We start from the raw sequence: 19,423 nt of genomic DNA on the forward strand, positions 1-19,423 counted from the left end.
ACCTACTTCCATTCTAGCCCTGGCATCTGCCGGGGCTTTTCTTATGCCCACCCCCCCAGCTAGGCTGGGGGTTCAGTAAAGCTTTCAGCTTTGGGCCAGTTATAAAACCCCTTTTTGATTTGTTAAAACAGTTTGCGGTCTGGCAACTGCAAACGTTCAACAAGAAATCAAAAGGGGGTCCCAATGAGGGACGAAAAGAGCTTAGCGCACACCCGGTGGAACTGTAAATATCACATAGTTTTTGCGCCGAAGTACCGAAGGCAGGTGTTCTACGGGGAAAAGCGCAGAGCGATTGGCAGCATTTTAAGAAAGCTGTGCGAATGGAAAAATGTGAATATTCTGGAAGCGGAATGCTGTGTGGATCACATCCACATGCTTCTGGAAATCCCGCCGAAGATGAGTGTCTCGGGATTTATGGGGTACCTGAAGGGAAAGAGTAGCCTGATGCTTTATGAGCAGTTTGGCGATTTGAAGTTCAAATACCGTAACAGGGAGTTTTGGTGTCGAGGGTATTATGTTGATACGGTCGGGAAAAACACGGTCAAGATACAAGAATACATAAAGCACCAACTGGACGAGGATAAAATGGGAGAGGAACTGTCGATCCCGTATCCTGGTAGCCCGTTTACGGGCCGTAAGTAATCCCTAGATGCAAATGTCAGATCGTGATGCGCCTGTTAGGGCGCGGCTGGTAACAGAGCCTTATAGGCGCATATGAAAAACCTCCGGCTATGCCGGAGGATAGTTTTTATGGATGACCAATGCTCTGTGAGCCGGGGATGAGCCGGAAATACATGTGTTCGGGAATCGGGCTGTCCCAGCCGCCGATATACATCGCAAAACCGATCATGCCGAAAAGGATACCGAGCACCAGTACCGTCATCGTGAGACCGGACAGTGCAGTTTGTCGCCATAGCGGTTTGGCTATTTCGCTGCCTTTTTCCTGCAAGCCTGAAGGTTGCGTCAGCGAAAAATAGAGCGTTGATGATACTGGGCACGATTCAACGCAGGTCATGCAAGCCGTGCATTCCGCCGTTCTCACCTGAATGAGCTTATCTACCGGGATGTTAGATGGGCAGGCCTTGGCGCATTTGCCGCAATCGATACAGCTGGTGGCGTTGCGACGAATCTTGAAGGGTGACAGCAGCGAAAATATCCCCATGAGCGCACCGTAGGGGCAAAGGTAGCGGCACCAAAAATGGCGGACGAACAGGCTGACAAACGTAAAAAGAAAAACGCAGACTAACGTGATGGTGCCGATATTACGGAAGAAGCCGAGCATCTTGACGTCGGCGATTAAGCCGTAAGGCGACATCAGGAACATATAAATGCTCTGTGCTGGCATCGATAAGGCGATATAGAGGAAAAAGCTTAATAACAGATATTTCAGGCTACGCAGCGGAATATCCAGCCACTTCGGAAGAATGAAGTGACGGCCAAATATTTTTTTCCCCAATGCACCTACCCACTCGGAAATCGTGCCGATAGGACACAGCCAGGAACAGAACGATTTCTTCAGTAACAGGCTGGTGAGAATAAATGCGAGAAGTAATAACATTGACGCAAGGTGGATAGGGGGAAAATCACCTGTTTCCCACGTGAACTTCACGTTCATCAATCCGGCAATCGGCAGCCAGCCCTCAATACCGCCCGGCCTCGACATATAAAGGCTCGTGCCGCCAGTTTCAAAGTAGCGTACCCAAAAGTAGAAGGTGATGCCGATATAGATGTTAATTGCCAGTAGCAGAATTTGCGTCGCTCTGCGCCAGGTCAGGGCGTTGCGCCAGTCATTCCAGAGAAGTTTACCGCCAGTGGTTCCGGGGCGGCGTTGCCACCGCTTTCTTGCTTTCTCACTCATTGCTCTCAATTGCCCCCATTTATTTTTTTCACTCGGTGCTTTCAATACACCGAAGGGATCGTGGGGCAACGTTATCACGCTCGGAATGGTTAAAAATTGATTTGTGCATTGTAAATGCATGTTTGTGGGTTTTTTTAGCTGCTTGATTTGAATAAGAAGAGAGGGGCAAGAGTGCAGAAGGGCGATTTTTCTAAGAGCAATATGAGAGATATAAAAAAGAATGGATACGTAAACGTACCCATTCTATTAATTACCAGACGGTATTATTTTTGGATATATCTGTCATGCTTCAAACTGTGTGAGTGATCCTGAGCCAGCGTATAGAAATACCTTGCTACATTTGCACCATTCTCATGAATTAGGTTATTTTTTATTAAAAGCAAAAATTATAGTTGTTATTAAATGATCTGTTTTTATTGTTTTCTTTTAATTATCACCTGGGTTTTTAATTAATGGCTTTTTACATTATGCCTGAGTGTGCTGTTTTGCCTGTAGTTCCTCTTTTCGCATCGTTCTGACAATTTTATAAATCCATTGCAGCGAGACATTATATTTTTTAGCCAGCGCGCTGTGATTGCGCCCGTCAAACTCTTCATAGATTTGAAGATCGCGTTGAGACGCGCGCCAGGAGATTCCCATCGGGAAATAAACGTTTTGCCCGCCCCATACGGTCATCATATGTTTGGCAACGGCATTGCCGACCAGCTCGGCGGTTTGTGGATCCAACTCCGTGACGGTTTTGACCGTATCGGCAACATGTTGAGAAAGCTCGACCAGAAGCTCAGGACCTTTACTGCGAAATTGTGGCTCAGTCATAAATCACCCTATTGTTATGTGTGTTGTTACTGACGTGAAAACTGGGTTGTTACCTTTGCAGAGACTTCCCTGCTGCTATGTGTCTATTTAAAACTATAGTTGTTTTTATGTCAACATCTTTAGTTTTAATTTAAGTTGTTTTTGGTTGTAAAAAGAAATGACAAGGTGGAGGGGCTACACGCAAAAGAGGCCCGATGAGGGACAAAAAAAATCCCGCCACAGGGCGGGAAAGGAACAACATAGACAGGATGAATAACACAACATCAACAAGGGTTGATGAGACAATAGCACGGGGATTGTATAAAACTGTTGCGCGTAGGTAAGGTTATTTGGGCGGGGGTAAACGCTTTTTAGCGCTGAAACATTTATTGATAAAACAAGCCGATGTCCGTATCGGTCCATCGGCGTTGATGAGAGGAAAAGAGAGAACTATGGCGCGAGATTCCGCCATTACCGGGCTATAGCAGCACCGAATACCAGAACACACGGCCAATGATCTCAACGTCAGATTCATAGGCCTCTTCGTCAGTCTCGCGATTGAAGCTATGGATGGTGAGAAGACCGCCTGGCTTGCGGTAAAGTTGTTTGATTCGTTTTAGCTTGTCGTTACCGCCGCCTTCCTGAGCGATGGCGTAGAGCTTCCCATCAATGATGCGTTTGTTGTTGGTATCAACCGCAACGGTAGTTCCATCAGGAATGATGGGTTCCATACTGTCGCCCGCTGCCGGGAAACAAAGAACGCCTGAACCGTCCGTATTTGCACCAACCTTACGCAGCGTAGCTTTGGAGAAACGGAGCTTAAAGCCGTTGTAATCCTCACTTTGAATGCGTCCGTCGCCGCAGGCAAACTCAATATCCTTTAAAAAAGGCACTTCCACCTCGTCCTCTGATAGTTCTGTCGTGCTGTCCCAAGCTGATACGGTGCCCCATTCGGATTTTGGCGGAATGCTGGGTTCCTGAAGCGAGCGAGTGACTTCACTGCTACGCATTGGGCCTTCGCCGTTTGCCAACCATTCAGGGCGAACACGTAGTGCATTGGAAAGCTCAACAATTTTGGTTGTCTGCGACGCTTTCCCCACCTCGATCTTCTGTATGGCGGCCTGAGATACGCTAATCATGTCGCCAAGTGCTTTTTGGCTAAGCCCTTGTGCAGTTCTGGCGGTCTTTAATCGTTCTGCAAGTGTCGTTTTCATTCGGTCAATGTACAACCTAAGTTTTCATTTATCAAGCAGGTATTAATCTTGTTTAAAAAAACCACCGACGGTCGTCATTAGTGCGTGTGAAAATCGCGCATAAATACAACTTTTAATACGATTTAAGTTGTTATTCTGTAAGGCACACCCTGTGTGGCTGGATGAGATAACGTCGACATCCCTAAGCGCGATCGCTCAACTATCAAAAATCCTAATAAGTATCAGGCAGTCATAGTATCGTCTTATTCCACCCCCTAATTTGCTTTAAACGTGTGAGTCACTTGATCTAAATCACAATCTGGCCGTATGCATTTTGCTCTTATGGAAATCCCGCTGTGGGAAATATAACCAATAAATTCGTTTCATTAAGCATGCGCATGACTGCGTGTCGCGGAGGGTGTATGTCTGTAATTCGCACGTGTTTAAGTCTGTTTGGTGGTGATACGGTAATTGTTCGGTGTACAAATACATTTGAAGTGCAAATGAGCAGTAGTGAACAGGAAGCCATGGCCGAAGAGAATAGTGCTGCGCAGGATTCTATTTGCCGTCATGCAGAAGGCGAGGTGTATTTAACGGTGCCTTATACAGGGGTGTGGGATGTCGTGATACGAGCAAAAAATGACACGCCTGAGCATTCAATAACCTATTTTCCCGCCTGATGACGCTCTGGTTGGTTATATTCTGTTGATAACTTGATAATACATTGTCGTTATCCGGTTATGAGCACTTGAATATACCAACCTTCTCCTTTCTTTTCTTCCCTCATCGCTCAACGTTGTGAGTGCGTCGGTATCTTTCTATTTCACTTTTCATCTATTATCTTAATTGATGCTTCCACTTGTTATTATTCATGATTCGCAGGGGTGATAGAGTCTGGATCTTTTGCCATACTCATACTTAGCCACCACGCATCTGACTCTTGGCAGGATAGGGGCTTTGGTTTGCTAATGTTGGCTTGCTGTTCTTATCGTGCTCATTGCTGCAACATTTTGGATTTATAGCTAAATTTTTGTCTAATCTGAACATTATACGATGGGAGGGGGGAACCCATGAGTCGTGCCCCAATAAGCAAAGATGAAGACAAACGTCTTGCTGCTCTTCGTGAGTATGGCATTAAGAACGTATTATTTGACCCGGGTCTAAGTAACCTGATTAGTCTGGCCGCTAACATCTTCAGCGTGCCTATCGTTTTGGTGTCGTTAGTAGAGGCTGAACGCCAACTGTTTGCCGCCAGCGTGGGCGTTCCTTTTTGCGAAACGCCTCGTGATATCTCTTTTTGCGCGCATACGATCCTAAAGAAAAAGATCATGGTCGTGCCCGATGCCCTTAAGGATGCGCGTTTTAAAAATAACCCGCTGGTTGTGGGCGTTCCCTACATTCGTTTTTATGCTGGCATTCCATTAATTACGCCGTCCGGGCATGCCATCGGCACGTTGTGCATTATCGATTTGAAACCCAGAACGACATTCACCAAGCGTGATGAGCATAATTTGCAGGATCTGGCTTCATTAGTTATGGATAAGCTGGAAATGCGACGTCTGGAACTGGCGCGGAAAGCCAGTCAGGTGCGTTTTGAAAATATTGCCAACACCTCGCCCGATACCATTTTGTGCGTTAATGAGAAGGGGATGATCACCTTCTGGAATACCGCAGCAGAACACATGCTGGAATATACTGACGAGGAGATTATTGGCCGCAGTATTAATACCATCGTGCCCGATGCCTTTGTCGTGCAGCTCAATCATCTGGTTACCGATCGCGATTCGCTGATGAAAGGCGTGACGCTGGAACTGAACGTACAAGCTAAAAGCGGTAGTTTGGTTCCAGTCGAATTGTCGGTTTCGATGTGGGAAGACAACGACAATATTAGCTATGGTGCGATATTGCGTGACATTACAGAACGACGGCGCAATGAAGAACGGCTGTTTTTGCTGGCGCATCTGGATCCGTTAACCGGGTTGGCAAACCGCACTCTGCTGACATCCAATCTGGAAACCGCGCTAAAGAATGAACCTGCGGTTTGTATCATGATGGTCGATCTGGACGGGTTTAAAGATGTGAATGACAGTCTGGGGCATTCCAGCGGCGATAATATTCTGGTGCATGTCGCTAAAAAAATAAAAGCTACAGTTCGCTCCGGTGATGTTGTGGCGCGAATGGGTGGGGATGAGTTTGCGCTGTTGTTCCCCGGCCTGAGCGACAAAAAGGTCGCAGGAAAAATTGCCGAGCAAATTATCCATGAAATTTCGCAGGCGATGATTATTGACGATCATCAAATCAATATTAGTGCCAGTATTGGTGCGGTGCTGTACCCAGAATATGGGTTGACCGTGCAGGATCTGTTGACCAGCGCAGATTTAGCGCTGTATCAGGCGAAATCTGAAGGTCGAAACTGCTACCGCTTTTTTACACGCGAGCTGCTTGAGGTCTTTCAGGCTAAGCATGCCTTCCAGTTAGAATTTGTGCGCGCTTACGAGCAGCATGAGTTTGAGATGTTCTACCAGCCACAGGTCAAACTGGCGACAAATGAAATTGTTGGTGCCGAGGCGCTGCTGCGCTGGCGTCATCCGGAAAGAGGGCTGCTTAGCCCCGCGGCATTTCTTACCGCACTGGAAAACGGCCCGTGGGCAGAACGCGTTGGGGATTGGATCGTCGAAACGGCATGCAGGCAGGCGGCGGAATGGAGCCAGGCGAGCGACAGCTATTTTCGTATCAGCATTAATCTTTTCAGCGCACAGTTTCGTACCGGCATGTTGGCGCAAAAGATTATGGATATTCTTGCGCGTACCGGGTTACAGCCAAGTTCGCTGGAGCTGGAAATCACGGAAAATATTATCCTGCGTTACGATGAAAGTATGCTGCAGCCGTTAAATACGCTGCGTGAAGCGGGAATCGGTATTGCCTTTGATGATTATGGCACGGGCTATGCCTCGCTCAGCATGCTTAAAAACTACCCGGTGACTCGGCTGAAAATCGATCAAACGTTTGTCAGGACCATGTGCGAGTCTCCGCCGGATGCGGCGATTGTTCGGGCGATCCTGTATCTCGGGAAAAGTTTCGGTCTGGGTGTGATTGCAGAGGGGGTGGAAACATTAGAGCAGAGCGAGCGTCTGCGGGGTAAAGGGTGCGAGGAAGCGCAGGGATATCTGTTTGGGCACCCAATGCCTGCCGAGGAATTCACCCAGTTACTGAAACTAAATAAGCCAATAGACGTTTAAGCAAGATAGACGTTTAAACAAGATAGACAAACAGCGGTTGTACCATCCCGCCGTCTCAGAAAGCCAGCGTCCGCTGGCTTTCATACTTTGCGTTCCCTGCGCGGTTCACAGACTAAAAAGTGGAATCCGGATCACATTTTTTCTATAGTGCTGGCTCGTAACCCAGTACCGGATGTCCCGTGCACGAAATATTTGAAATGCTCCTTGCGGTCTTCGACCGCGCCGCGCTGATGCTGATTTGTCTGTTTTTCCTGACAAGAACCAGTCAGTTCCGGCAATTACTGCAAAAAGAGCAACACTCGCCAGGAGAGCGGGTGACGGTGACGGCCATCTTTTCACTGTTTGCGCTGTTCGGTACGTATTCCGGCATTAATGTTGAAGGGTCGCTCGTCAACGTGCGTGTGATTGCCGTGATGTCCGGCGGTATTCTCTTCGGTCCTTGGGTAGGGATTGCAACTGGCATCATTGCGGGTGCGCATCGTTATCTCATTGATATCGATGGCATCACCTCCGTCCCTTGCCTGATTACCAGCATCATCGCGGGTATCATTTCCGGCTACATCAATAAGAAAGTCAAAAAAGAGCAGCAATGGAGCATCGGAATTCTGGGCGGTATGCTGTGTGAGTCGTTAACTATGCTGCTGGTTGTGGCATGGGCGACGCCGATCGAGTTAGGGCTAGATATTGTTTCGAAAATTGCGGTGCCGATGATTCTTGGCTCCGTTTGTATTGGCCTGATCGTATTGCTGGTGCAAAGCGTGGCGAATGAAAAAGAGGTCATTGCCGCCAGACAGGCCAAACTCGCGCTGGATATCGCACACAAAACGCTGCCGTATTTCCGCAATATCAACAGCGATTCACTGACGGCCATCTGTAGGATCATTCGGACTGAAATTAATGCAGATGCGGTAGCGATAACGAACACACAGCACATTCAGGCGTATGTGGGGATTGGGGAAGAAAAGTATAATATCGGCCACGATATAATTAGCCCGATGACACAGCAGGCGATCCATGACGGAAAAATCATCATTAAAAATAATGATGAACAGCACCTGACGCCGGAAATTCATTCGATGATTGTCATCCCGCTGTGGGAACACGGGCAGGTGACTGGCACGTTGAAAATCTATTATCGCCATGCGCATAAAATCACCTATTCATTACGCGTGATGGCGGTCGGTTTATCGCAAATCATGTCAACGCAAATTGAAGTGTCTCGCACAGAACAATTGCGTGATATGGCAAATAAAGCGGAATTGAGAGCGCTGCAAAGTAAGATCAATCCGCACTTTCTTTTTAATGCGCTGAATGCGATTTCCTCATCTATTCGTATTAATCCCGATACCGCGCGCCAACTGGTGATCAATCTGTCTCGCTATCTGCGCTATAACCTCGAACTCAACGACGATGCGCTGATCGATATAAAGAAAGAGCTGTACCAGATTCAGGATTATATCGCGATTGAGCAGGCGCGGTTCGGTGCCAAGCTAACGGTGATCTACGATATCGACGACGATTTAGCGTACAAAATCCCCAGTTTGTTAATTCAGCCGCTGGTGGAAAACGCGATTGTGCATGGTATTCAGCCTTGCAGAGGCAAAGGAACCGTGGTGCTGTCCGTGAAGGAGCAGGGCGATAAGCTGTTGGTGGCGGTAAAAGATACGGGTAATGGCATTAGTCAGGAAACGATGGACCGCGTCGCGCGTAACGAACTGCCAGGGAATAGAATTGGTCTGCTGAATGTCCATCACCGGGTTCGCCTGCTCTATGGCGATGGTCTGCATATTCGCCGTCTGGAACCGGGGACCGAAATTTATTTCTACATTCCACGAGAAGATAAAACCCCGTCGGCGTTGCCGGATACCGTTCTGGTGCCGCAGTCGGGAGATTCTGCTGCTGAACAAACAGGAGGCAACCCATGAAAGCCATTATTGTTGAAGATGAGTTCCTCGCGCAGCAAGAGCTGAGTTATCTCATCAAACAACACAGCGATATTACGATTGAGGCGACATTTGATGACGGGCTGGATGTACTGAAATATCTGCAACATAACGACGTTGATGCGATCTTTTTGGATATCAATATTCCCTCGCTAGATGGCGTCTGGCTGGCGCAAAATATCAGCAAATTCGCGCATAAGCCTTACATCATTTTTATTACGGCGTACAAAGAACATGCGGTTGAGGCGTTTGAAGTCGAAGCCTTCGATTACATTCTCAAGCCGTATCATGAATCACGCATCATCACGATGCTGCGTAAATTGGAAACAACCTGGCAGCAGCGGCAAATAGCACCTGCTGTTGAAACGGGCACGCAGGCGAGTGCCCCGAGAAGTGCACAGCACACTATTAACCTGATGAAAGACGAACGGATTATCGTCACGGATATTAACAATATCTACTATGCTGCCGCGCAGGAAAAGGTCACGCTGGTTTATACCCGGCGTGAAGAATTCATCATGCCGATGAATATTACGGAGTTTTGCAGCCGCTTGCCGGAAGAGTACTTCTTCCGCTGCCATCGTTCTTACTGTGTCAACCTGACGAAAATCCGTGAAATTGTGCCGTGGTTTAACAATACCTATATCCTGCGGTTGAACGATCTGGATTTTGAAGTCCCAGTAAGTCGAAGCAAGATAAAGGCGTTCAGGTCATTGATGCGTCTTTAACGGCATTTCATTCCGCGTTTCAGGCATCTCATTCCCCATTCGATCAACCACTGTCAGCCCGCTTGTATACTGGCTTCAGCCCATAAGCTGACAGTGTTTTGATGGATTTTCTCTTCTCCACATCAGCTTATATTTTTTAGCGTGCCGAGTGAATCGGACCAATTTTGATGTAGGGGAAAGCCCATGAATACCAAACCTGTTAACCGGGGATTGATTGTCCTCGGGACTATCATCACCCAAATGGGACTCGGCACGATTTACACCTGGAGTTTATTCAACCAGCCGCTGGTGGACAAATTTGGCTGGACGCTGAGCTCCGTGGCGACGACGTTTTCCATTACCAGTTTCTGTCTGGCATTTGCTACGTTGTTTGCCGGTAAATTTCAGGAGCGTATTGGTCTACGCCGCTTAACAATGATCGCCGGTATCGCGCTGGGCGCGGGGCTGATGGCGAGTGCGGCAAGCCCGTCACTGACGTTGATTTATCTGTTGATGGGCGTTGTTGTCGGCTTTGCGGACGGCACGGCTTACATCACGACCCTGTCCAATTTGATCAAATGGTTCCCTAACCGCAAAGGGCTGATAGCGGGCATTTCTGTTGGCGCATTCGGTACCGGAAGCCTGCTGTTCAAATACGTAAACAGCTTTTTGATTGCGGAAGTCGGTGTGTCAGAAGCCTTTTTCTACTGGGGCATTATCGTCATGGCAATGATTCTGGTCGGTAGCTCACTGCTGAAAGAACCTGCTGCGGTGCCGGTTCAACAGTCTGCGGTTCAGGGGCAGACGCGTGATTTCTCACTGGCTGAAATGTTGGCGACCAAAGAATCGTATTTGCTGTTTATTATCTTCTTCACCGCTTGCATGAGCGGCCTGTATTTGATTGGTATTGTGAAAGATATCGGTGTGCAAATGGCCGGAATGGATATGGCGACGGCGGCCAACGCGGTGTCTGCAATTGCGATTTTTAATACTGTTGGGCGTATTGTGCTTGGCGCGCTTTCCGATAATGTCGGACGTATGCGGGTGATCAGTTTTACCCTGTTCGTGACGATTCTCGCCGTCTCCGTGATGACATTCCTGCCGCTGAATCCGGTTTTGTTCTTTATCTGTGTCAGCGCGATTGCCTTCTGCTTTGGTGGCAATATCACGGTGTTCCCGGCGATTGTTGGCGACTTCTTCGGTCTGAAAAATCACAGCAAAAACTACGGTGTGATTTATCAGGGGTTTGGTATCGGTGCATTGTCTGGCTCGTTCATTGCCGCACAGTTAGGGGGCTTCCAGGCCACCTTCATGGCAATCATCATTATGTCGGTCATCTCGTTGCTGATCACCCTGTGGGTTAAACCACCGAAACATCAACCTGTTGCTGCTTCAATGCGTACAGATATGGCACACGCGCAGAGCTAATCGAATACCGTGGCGGGCAGTCGAAGGACTACCCGCCACAATGTTTTTTTGACATAAGGTTTTCCTGACATAAGGTTTTTCTGCCACACCATTTCCCCTCTCTTACCTGCTGAAATATCGCGATACAGTTCATCACTTCCCCGATCATCTACGTGTCACAGGCGAACCCTAGCGTCGTTGTCAGCACATCTTTTTCCTAAAACACGTTTTACAAAAATGAAATTTTCCTAAAAGCAACGCGATTTTCCTAAAAATAAATTGTACCGGAGAAAACATCATGATGATTCGGTTTAGGTTCACGTCTGTTTTTTTGATGCTGTTAAGTGTGGTCTTACTCATTCCGCTGTCTGCCAAGGCGGCTGTTGAGCTGACGTTTTGGCATGGTATGGACAGCAACCTGAACACGGAATTGATACGGCTGGTCAATCGGTTTAACGAATCTCAGACGGTGTATCACGTTGAGCCTATCTACAAGGGCAGCTATGAACAGACGCTGGCTGCTGGCATTGCCGCTTATCGCACGGGCAACGCGCCGGATATTTTGCAGGTTTATGATGTCGGTACACCGAATATGATGCACAGCGGGGCGATTATCCCGGTGTTCGATCTGTTCAATCAGGTTGGTATCGCTAATGACGAAAAAGCCTTTTTGCCTGCGGTTGAGCTGTTTTACAGCGACAGCCAGACCGGACACCTGATTTCCCAGCCGTTTAACAGTTCAACCCCCGTTCTGTACTACAACAAAGATGCGTTTATTAAAGCGGGGCTCGATCCTGATAAGCCGCCACGCACCTGGAATGAGCTGGCGTACGATGCGATGCGGCTGCGTGAGAGTGGGATGACATGCGGCTATACGAATGCAGGGCAGCAAGGCTGGATATTACTGGAAGCGTTTAGCGTCTGGAACGGGCTGCCGATTGCGACGAAAAACAATGGCTTCGATGGTGTCGATGCACACCTGCTGGTGAATGGTCCGTTGCAGGTTGCGCACATCACCCAGCTTGCGGAGATGATGAAGAAGAAATCGTTCAGCTATTTTGGTCGTAATGACGAAGGCACTACGCGCTTTTATAACGGTGACTGCGGCATATTGACGACGTCATCGGGCGGGCTACGCAAGATTCAGAACTATGCCAAATTTCACTACGGTGTAGGCATGCTGCCTTACAGCGAAGAGGCGAAAGGTGCGCCGCAGAATACGTTCATCGGAGGGGCAAGCCTCTGGGTCATGAAAGGGAAAGCGGCATCGCATTATCAAGGGATCGCTGAATTCCTGCATTTCCTCACACTGCCGGAAAATGCCGCCGAATGGCATCAGATGACGGGCTATTTACCGGTGACACAGCCTGCCTACGAACTCACGCGCGAGCAGGGATTTTATGCCAGATACCCCGGCAGCGATGTTGCGATGAAACAGCTTACCAATAAACCGCCACTGCCTTATACGCGCGGGTTCCGCTTGGGCAACATGCCACAAATTCGCACCATCATGGATGAAGAGCTGGAAAAGGTCTGGGCAGAGCAAGAAACGCCGCAGCAGGCGCTGGACAATGTGGTTTCACGGGGAGATAGCCTGTTGCAGCATTTTGCGCAGTCAGTTTCCCGTCACTCGTGACATTTCTCATTTATTTGGAGCTTTCGACAGATGACAAAGCAAAATAGAGGCATAACTCAGGACGTGATTGCAGCGCAAAATGCAACGGTTCTGGCAGTGGCACATCGCGGCGTTTGGGATTCGGCACCGGAAAATTCGCTGGCGGCGCTGCGTGAGGCGATTCGTCTGGGCGTTGATATCGTGGAAATAGATGCGCAATTGACGGCAGATAGCCACGTTGTTGTGATCCATGATGATACGCTCGATCGCACGAGCGATATGAGCGGCTGCATTGGCAAGATGACGCTGGAGGAGATTCGTCAGGCACGTTTACGTGGGAGCGATGGTGGTTCGGCATGGCCACTGAGTAACGAAAAAGTCCCGTTATTGTATGAAGTTCTCGAAGAGGCGCGGGGGCGTATTGTCATCAATGTGGATGTCAAACATGAGCACGAATTTGGTGTGATCGCCCGCGATATTCGCGATAAAGGCCTGAGTGCAGGTGTGATCATGAAAAGTCCGGTTGATCTTGCTTCTGCTCGTTTTCCCATTGCATCACCGTCTCTGGATACCCAAGTTCCCTATATGCCGATGATCCACCTCAAATGGGGGAAAACCGTCGATATTTTACGACAGATTGATGATATCGGCGTCGGTATTGTGGAAGCCAGCTTTGATCATATTGAGGTGTTGACCGAGGTGTATGCCGAGTTTCAACGGCTTGGGGTTCGGATTTGGGTGAACACGCTGGATTGCTCGCATTCGCTCGACTACAGCGACACGCGAGCCTTAGCTGAACCTGACGCCGTATGGGGGGCATTAATTCGCGCTGGGGTAGGGGCGATTCAGGTGGATCACGCTGCCGAATTTATCGAGTTTCGCTCAACGTTATCACGCTGACATATCAGGATTGATAGCAGGCAGGATGCCGCTTTCCTTTTGAAACGTGTAAAGTTATGTGGATTTAGTAACTGAAAAGTTAAGAATGCTTGAAAATGCCACGGCAACCCATACGATGTATGTGTGCAAACTTTATCTTTCTGCAAGAGGAAATGAGACCTTTATGATGCGTATTGCGCTTTTCCTGATCACCAACCTGGCGGTGATGTTGGTTTTCGGGCTGGTACTCAGCCTGACGGGAATTCAGTCCAGCAGTGTCCAGGGCTTAATGATTATGGCTGGACTGTTTGGCTTTGGCGGTGCGTTTGTTTCATTGCTGATGTCTAAATGGATGGCGTTACGGTCCGTTGGTGGTGAAGTCATTGAACAACCACGTAACGAAACTGAACGCTGGCTGATGGAAACGGTTCGTTCACAGTCACAGCAGGCTGGGATCGCGATGCCACAGGTAGCAATCTACCATGCACCGGACATCAATGCGTTCGCGACGGGAGCCCGTCGTGATGCGTCGCTGGTAGCAGTGAGTACCGGTTTACTGCAAAACATGAGCCGTGACGAGGCTGAAGCGGTTATCGCGCATGAGATTAGCCACATCGCGAATGGCGATATGGTGACGATGACGTTGGTTCAGGGGGTCGTAAATACCTTCGTTATCTTTATCTCTCGTCTTATCGCGCAGGTCGTTTCCGGTTTCCTGTCCGGCAACCGTGACGAAGGTGAAAGCAGCAATGGCAACCCGCTGGTTTACTTCGCTGTTGCCACCGTGCTGGAACTGGTATTTGGTATTCTTGCCAGCATTATCACCATGTGGTTCTCACGCTACCGTGAATTCCATGCGGATGCCGGTTCAGCCAAGCTGGTGGGGCGCGAGAAAATGATCGCTGCACTGCAACGCTTGAAGACCAGCTATGAGCCGCAGGAAGAGAGCAGCATGATGGCTTTCTGCATTAACGGAAAATCGAAATCCTTCAGCGAACTGTTCATGTCACACCCGCCGTTGGATAAGCGTATCGAAGCGCTGCGCTCCGGCGAATACCTGAAGTAATTTACGATATTATCTTCTGAAGCTATCTTCCCAAAGGCCCATTCGGGCCTTTGTTATTTCTGCGTTTATTGGTTCATCGTTCCTGCGTTTTCTCCGCCCGAATGTTTTCATTCGATCTGAAACAGGTGGTGAAAATATGAAGAATGTTTTATAAAATAAAACCACGATCACGGAAAAATGAAACATTGTTTCTATAATGCCGATATAACAGGCGTCTCGCGTGAGATTGGTGGCCTGATTTTTGAACAACCGGTGTCGGGATGACCGATTCATCGGGCGAACGGAATGTCAGGTTATCGAAGAGTATGCGCGTGTGGCGTCAGATTCTTCATGATAAGTTCTAAGGATTTACGGATGGCCAAAGGTAACAAGATCCCCCTAACGTTTCATACCTACCAGGATTCAGCAACCGGCACCGAAGTTGTGCGCTTAACCCCGCCCGATGTTATCTGCCACCGCAACTATTTCTATCAGAAGTGTTTCTTCAATGACGGCAGCAAGCTGCTGTTTGGCGCTGCGTTTGATGGCCCGTGGAATTACTATCTGCTGGATTTAAAAGAGCAGAGCGCCACGCAGCTGACGGAAGGCAAAGGTGACAACACCTTCGGTGGTTTCCTGTCTCCGAATGACGATGCGCTGTATTACGTTAAAAATACCCGTAATCTGATGCGTGTCGATCTGGCTACGCTGGAAGAGAAAACGATTTATCAGGTGCCTGACGATTGGGTCGGCTACGGTACCTGGGTTGCCAACTCCGATTGCACCAAAATGGTCGGTATTGAGATCAAAAAAGAAGACTGGAAACCACTGACCGATTGGAAAAAGTTCCAGGAATTCTATTTCACCAATCCTTGCTGTCGTCTGATTCGCGTCGATTTGATAACGGGCGAAGCAGAGACTATCCTTCAGGAAAACCAGTGGCTGGGTCACCCAATCTACCGTCCGGGTGATGACAACACGGTTGCGTTCTGCCACGAAGGTCCGCATGACCTGGTTGATGCGCGTATGTGGTTCATCAATGAAGATGGCACCAACATGCGTAAAGTGAAAGAGCATGCGGAAGGCGAAAGCTGCACCCACGAATTCTGGGTGCCAGATGGTTCAGCGATGATTTACGTCTCTTACCTTAAAGACGATACCAATCGCTACATCCGCAGCATCGACCCGGTTACGTTGGAAGATCGCCAACTGCGCGTAATGCCGCCGTGTTCTCACCTGATGAGTAACTATGATGGCACGCTGTTGGTCGGCGACGGTTCCGATGCGCCAGTCGACGTGCAGGACGATGGTGGCTACAAGATCGAGAACGACCCGTTCCTGTATGTTTTCAATCTGAAAACCGGCAAAGAACATCGTATCGCGCAACACAATACATCATGGGACGTGTTGGAAGGGGACCGTCAGGTTACTCACCCACATCCTTCCTTTACGCCGGATAATAAACAAGTCCTGTTTACTTCTGACGTAGATGGAAAGCCTGCGCTGTATCTGGCGAAGGTTCCTGATTCAGTCTGGCACTAATAATACTAATAAATCCGCGTCACATTTTATGGCGCGGATTATTTTAAAATATTTTCTTACATATTATTTTATTAAGTCTCTGACGCGGTTATTTCTCAAACTTAACTTGATTATCGTTATTGCTCCATTGCCATAATCAAAGCGTTCCCTTTATACTAAAACCATTGTTCTATTTTTTTTAAAACAAAAAAAACTGAGTAGGGTAACCACAAAAATGGCTAGTGCAGATTTAGATAAACAACCCGATTCCGTGTCGTCCGTTTTAAAGGTTTTTGGTATTTTACAGGCATTAGGTGAAGAGAGAGAAATTGGTATTACCGAGCTTTCTCAGCGAGTCATGATGTCTAAGAGTACCGTTTACCGCTTCTTGCAGACGATGAAATCCCTGGGCTATGTTGCGCAGGAAGGTGAATCAGAGAAATATTCGCTGACGCTCAAGTTGTTTGAACTTGGGGCAAAGGCATTGCAGAACGTAGATTTAATCCGCAGTGCGGATATACAGATGCGTGAGTTATCTGCACTAACGCGGGAAACAATCCACCTTGGCGCGTTGGATGAAGACGGCATCGTTTATATCCACAAAATTGACTCGATGTATAACCTGCGTATGTATTCGCGCATTGGTCGCCGTAATCCGCTGCACAGTACCGCAATTGGTAAAGTGTTGTTGGCATGGCGCGATCGTGGCGAAGTGGAAGAGGTTCTGTCGACTGTCGAATTCACGCGCAGTACGCCGCACACGCTGTGTTCTGCTGAAGCGCTTCTCAACCAATTGGATGTCGTGCGTGAGCAAGGCTACGGGGAAGATAAAGAAGAACAGGAAGAAGGACTGCGTTGTATCGCTGTGCCAGTATTCGATCGTTTTGGCGTGGTGATTGCTGGTCTTAGTATTTCTTTCCCAACGATTCGTTTTTCAGAAGACAATAAACACGAATATGTGGCTATGCTGCACACTGCGGCCAGAAATATCTCTGAGCAAATGGGCTACCACGATTACCCTTTCTGATATTCCCTATCAATGCCTGAGCCTGTCCTTGTCGACAGGCTTTTTATTGCGTGCCATTCCAGGCCGCTACCCTGCGGGCCGTCGTAAGCGATGTTGAAAAACGCTCCCCACGTTTTTTTTATTTTTGCACCAATACGATAGCGGTGCGCATCAACACGATGTGGATAACGGATAGGGTTGGGTATCGAACTTGGCTATGCCACGGTGTTAAGATAGCCCACAGGTACCTGTCATAAGTGGTTATAAGTGGAGTCGTTGTGAACATATTAGAAGTGGTTTTTGTCTTGCTCATTGTGCTGCTGGCCGCGCTGGTCTGGTTTTTTGTTAATCGGGCGAGTGTCAGAGCGAATGAGCAAGTGAAATTGTTGCAGGAAATCGTAGAGCAGCAGCGCCAGCAGTTAGCATTATTGAAAAAATTGTTGCCTCAGAATGCAGAAAAAAGTGAGCCTGAAGCGCTTGCCGCTGAGCGCGATCGTGATGATGTGGAGCTAACGTTTAAAAGTGTCATCCCAGAACGTTAATGGCTCAATCACTGTGTAACGCGTAAACATCTATCCCTTTGCCTGCTCACGTCATCCTTCATGCTGATGGCATGAGCAGGCATTGTTATAAAATGAAGAAGGCTTTACAGGAAGCACAAAAACAACATGGCAAATGCTCAAAACAACATAGCAAACGATCAACAGGAATTGGTTCTAAAACGAGGGTTAAAGAATCGACATATTCAACTGATTGCGCTGGGTGGTGCGATTGGTACCGGATTGTTTTTAGGGATATCGCAGACTATCCAAATGGCAGGGCCGTCCGTTTTATTAGGCTATGCGGTTGCTGGAATGATTGCGTTTCTGATTATGCGACAGCTGGGTGAGATGGTGGTGGAAGAACCGGTAGCGGGTTCGTTTAGCCATTTTGCTTATAAGTACTGGGGCGATTTTGCGGGCTTTCTGGCTGGCTGGAACTACTGGGCGATGTTTATTCTGGTAGGGATGGCTGAACTGACGGCCGTGGGGATTTATATCCAATACTGGTGGCCTGAAACGCCAACCTGGCTGTCCGCCGCGATATTCTTCGTGCTGATCAACCTTATCAATCTGGTTAATGTGCGGATGTTTGGGGAAACGGAATTCTGGTTTGCCCTTATCAAAGTGCTTGCCATCGTTGGGATGATTGTCTTCGGCAGTTGGTTGCTGCTGAGTGGCAATGGTGGCGAAACGGCAACGGTGCGTAACTTATGGATCCATGGCGGATTCATGCCGAATGGCGCAAGTGGATTGATCATGGCGATGGCTGTGATCATGTTTTCATTCGGTGGTCTGGAATTGGTGGGTATTACTGCTGCTGAAGCAGCCGATCCGAAGCGTTCTATTCCTCAGGCGACCAATCAGGTGGTCTATCGCATCCTGATTTTCTATATCGGCGCGCTGTCTATTTTGTTATCGCTTTATCCGTGGGGAAATGTCGTCGATGGCGGGAGTCCGTTTGTCCTGATTTTCCAGGCGCTGAATAGCAATATAGTCGCAAACGTACTTAACATCGTAGTACTCACGGCAGCGTTATCGGTTTACAACAGCGGCGTGTACTGCAATAGCCGGATGCTGTACGGTTTGGCAAAACAGGGAAATGCGCCGAAATCTCTCGCGAAGGTCAACGCACGAGGTGTCCCCGTTCGTTCTATCGCGCTGTCAGCGTTAGCGACATCGTTCGGCGTCGCGATCAACTACCTGATGCCAGGCAAAGCCTTTGAGTTGTTGATGGCGCTGGTGGTTTCAACGCTGGTGATTAACTGGATCATGATTTGCTTTGCTCACCTGCGTTTTCGTCAGGCGATGATAGAGAAGGGCATTGTTCCTGCGTTTAAAGCCTTCTGGTATCCGTGGGGCAACTACCTGTGTCTGGCGTTTCTGGCAGGGATTCTGGTGATTATGCTGCTGTCTCCGGGGATTCGCATTTCGGTCATCTTAATTCCGTTCTGGATTGCCGTTATTTGGCTTGGTTTCCGATTCTCCCGCAAAAATAATGCATCGCTGAAGTCGGTGCAGACACAGTAAACCCCTCAGTAGCCTGTTCATCACGATGCAAAGATGAACAGGCTACCCATCCAGCTTTAACACGTAAGTTATAAGGTGTATTATTGCCCCGACGTTATCCGTGTCACGCTAATGCGCACCTTTAGTGTTCGCATCATGTGTATATA

The 19,423-nt window shown here is 48.4% G+C and carries 16 protein-coding genes; 13 read left to right on the forward strand and 3 right to left on the reverse strand.

Annotated features, from left to right (window positions below; genetic code table 11):
• Positions 1-183: 183 nt before the first annotated feature.
• A complete protein-coding gene (gene tnpA, locus BJJ97_RS14970; RefSeq protein ID WP_125460908.1) occupies positions 184-642 on the forward strand; it encodes an IS200/IS605 family transposase in 459 nt (152 codons plus the stop codon).
• A gap of 106 nt (positions 643-748) precedes the next feature.
• On the opposite strand, the gene BJJ97_RS14975 is transcribed toward tnpA, so the two are convergent.
• The 3 genes from BJJ97_RS14975 to BJJ97_RS14985 form a co-directional block, all read right to left on the reverse strand.
• Entirely contained in the window at positions 749-1,858 is a 1,110-nt protein-coding gene (locus tag BJJ97_RS14975) for a 4Fe-4S binding protein (protein WP_095994453.1), read from the reverse strand.
• A gap of 465 nt (positions 1,859-2,323) precedes the next feature.
• Positions 2,324-2,674, reverse strand: a complete 351-nt coding sequence (locus BJJ97_RS14980; RefSeq protein ID WP_010275738.1) for a Mor transcription activator family protein — start codon at positions 2,672-2,674, stop codon at positions 2,324-2,326.
• A gap of 458 nt (positions 2,675-3,132) precedes the next feature.
• A complete protein-coding gene (locus BJJ97_RS14985) occupies positions 3,133-3,867 on the reverse strand; it encodes an XRE family transcriptional regulator (protein WP_095699338.1) in 735 nt (244 codons plus the stop codon).
• A gap of 401 nt (positions 3,868-4,268) precedes the next feature.
• Here BJJ97_RS14985 and BJJ97_RS14990 point away from each other — a divergent pair, with 401 nt between their 5' ends.
• The 12 genes from BJJ97_RS14990 (at position 4,269) to BJJ97_RS15045 (ending at position 19,277) form a co-directional block, all read left to right on the forward strand.
• Positions 4,269-4,526 (forward strand): hypothetical protein, encoded by a 258-nt coding sequence (locus BJJ97_RS14990; RefSeq protein ID WP_095994454.1) that lies wholly within the window; start codon positions 4,269-4,271, stop codon positions 4,524-4,526.
• A 390-nt stretch (positions 4,527-4,916) separates the two neighbouring features.
• Positions 4,917-7,085, forward strand: a complete 2,169-nt coding sequence (locus BJJ97_RS14995; protein ID WP_095994455.1) for a sensor domain-containing phosphodiesterase — start codon at positions 4,917-4,919, stop codon at positions 7,083-7,085.
• Positions 7,086-7,264: 179 nt separating this feature from the next.
• Positions 7,265-9,010 carry a sensor histidine kinase gene (locus tag BJJ97_RS15000; protein WP_095994456.1) on the forward strand — a complete coding sequence of 582 codons (1,746 nt, stop codon included), beginning with the start codon at positions 7,265-7,267 and terminating at the stop codon, positions 9,008-9,010.
• Entirely contained in the window at positions 9,007-9,756 is a 750-nt protein-coding gene (locus BJJ97_RS15005; RefSeq protein WP_095994457.1) for a LytR/AlgR family response regulator transcription factor, read from the forward strand. Before BJJ97_RS15000 ends, BJJ97_RS15005 begins: the two co-directional genes overlap by 4 nt.
• A 183-nt stretch (positions 9,757-9,939) precedes the next feature.
• Entirely contained in the window at positions 9,940-11,163 is a 1,224-nt protein-coding gene (locus BJJ97_RS15010) for an L-lactate MFS transporter (protein ID WP_095994458.1), read from the forward strand.
• A 280-nt stretch (positions 11,164-11,443) separates the two neighbouring features.
• Positions 11,444-12,778: a sn-glycerol-3-phosphate ABC transporter substrate-binding protein UgpB gene (gene ugpB / locus BJJ97_RS15015; RefSeq protein ID WP_227003604.1), complete on the forward strand. Its 1,335-nt coding sequence runs from the start codon at positions 11,444-11,446 to the stop codon at positions 12,776-12,778.
• 30 nt (positions 12,779-12,808) lie between these two features.
• A complete protein-coding gene (locus BJJ97_RS15020; protein ID WP_095994460.1) occupies positions 12,809-13,657 on the forward strand; it encodes a glycerophosphodiester phosphodiesterase family protein in 849 nt (282 codons plus the stop codon).
• Positions 13,658-13,820: 163 nt separating this feature from the next.
• A complete protein-coding gene (gene htpX, locus BJJ97_RS15025) occupies positions 13,821-14,702 on the forward strand; it encodes a protease HtpX (RefSeq protein WP_039531346.1) in 882 nt (293 codons plus the stop codon).
• Positions 14,703-15,056: 354 nt separating this feature from the next.
• On the forward strand, positions 15,057-16,223 hold the full coding sequence (gene ogl / locus BJJ97_RS15030; protein ID WP_010275714.1) for an oligogalacturonate lyase: 1,167 nt from the start codon (positions 15,057-15,059) through the stop codon (positions 16,221-16,223).
• Between the two features lie 214 nt (positions 16,224-16,437).
• Positions 16,438-17,229 (forward strand): DNA-binding transcriptional regulator KdgR, encoded by a 792-nt coding sequence (gene kdgR / locus BJJ97_RS15035; RefSeq protein ID WP_095699348.1) that lies wholly within the window; start codon positions 16,438-16,440, stop codon positions 17,227-17,229.
• Between the two features lie 257 nt (positions 17,230-17,486).
• A complete protein-coding gene (locus BJJ97_RS15040; RefSeq protein ID WP_010275709.1) occupies positions 17,487-17,750 on the forward strand; it encodes a YebO family protein in 264 nt (87 codons plus the stop codon).
• Positions 17,751-17,876: 126 nt separating this feature from the next.
• Positions 17,877-19,277 (forward strand): amino acid permease, encoded by a 1,401-nt coding sequence (locus tag BJJ97_RS15045; protein ID WP_095699349.1) that lies wholly within the window; start codon positions 17,877-17,879, stop codon positions 19,275-19,277.
• Positions 19,278-19,423: the final 146 nt, after the last annotated feature.

The sequence above is a fragment of the Pectobacterium polaris genome, from assembly GCF_002307355.1.
Lineage (GTDB): Bacteria > Pseudomonadota > Gammaproteobacteria > Enterobacterales > Enterobacteriaceae > Pectobacterium > Pectobacterium polare.

Coding starts and splice junctions, on each gene's coding strand:
- tnpA (WP_125460908.1), top strand. CDS start 184: ATGAGGGACGAAAAGAGCTTAGCGCACACCCGGTGGAACTGTAAATAT.
- BJJ97_RS14975 (WP_095994453.1), bottom strand. CDS start 1,858: ATGAGTGAGAAAGCAAGAAAGCGGTGGCAACGCCGCCCCGGAACCACT.
- BJJ97_RS14980 (WP_010275738.1), bottom strand. CDS start 2,674: ATGACTGAGCCACAATTTCGCAGTAAAGGTCCTGAGCTTCTGGTCGAG.
- BJJ97_RS14985 (WP_095699338.1), bottom strand. CDS start 3,867: ATGAAAACGACACTTGCAGAACGATTAAAGACCGCCAGAACTGCACAA.
- BJJ97_RS14990 (WP_095994454.1), top strand. CDS start 4,269: ATGTCTGTAATTCGCACGTGTTTAAGTCTGTTTGGTGGTGATACGGTA.
- BJJ97_RS14995 (WP_095994455.1), top strand. CDS start 4,917: ATGAGTCGTGCCCCAATAAGCAAAGATGAAGACAAACGTCTTGCTGCT.
- BJJ97_RS15005 (WP_095994457.1), top strand. CDS start 9,007: ATGAAAGCCATTATTGTTGAAGATGAGTTCCTCGCGCAGCAAGAGCTG.
- BJJ97_RS15010 (WP_095994458.1), top strand. CDS start 9,940: ATGAATACCAAACCTGTTAACCGGGGATTGATTGTCCTCGGGACTATC.
- ugpB (WP_227003604.1), top strand. CDS start 11,444: ATGATTCGGTTTAGGTTCACGTCTGTTTTTTTGATGCTGTTAAGTGTG.
- BJJ97_RS15020 (WP_095994460.1), top strand. CDS start 12,809: ATGACAAAGCAAAATAGAGGCATAACTCAGGACGTGATTGCAGCGCAA.
- htpX (WP_039531346.1), top strand. CDS start 13,821: ATGATGCGTATTGCGCTTTTCCTGATCACCAACCTGGCGGTGATGTTG.
- ogl (WP_010275714.1), top strand. CDS start 15,057: ATGGCCAAAGGTAACAAGATCCCCCTAACGTTTCATACCTACCAGGAT.
- kdgR (WP_095699348.1), top strand. CDS start 16,438: ATGGCTAGTGCAGATTTAGATAAACAACCCGATTCCGTGTCGTCCGTT.
- BJJ97_RS15045 (WP_095699349.1), top strand. CDS start 17,877: ATGGCAAATGCTCAAAACAACATAGCAAACGATCAACAGGAATTGGTT.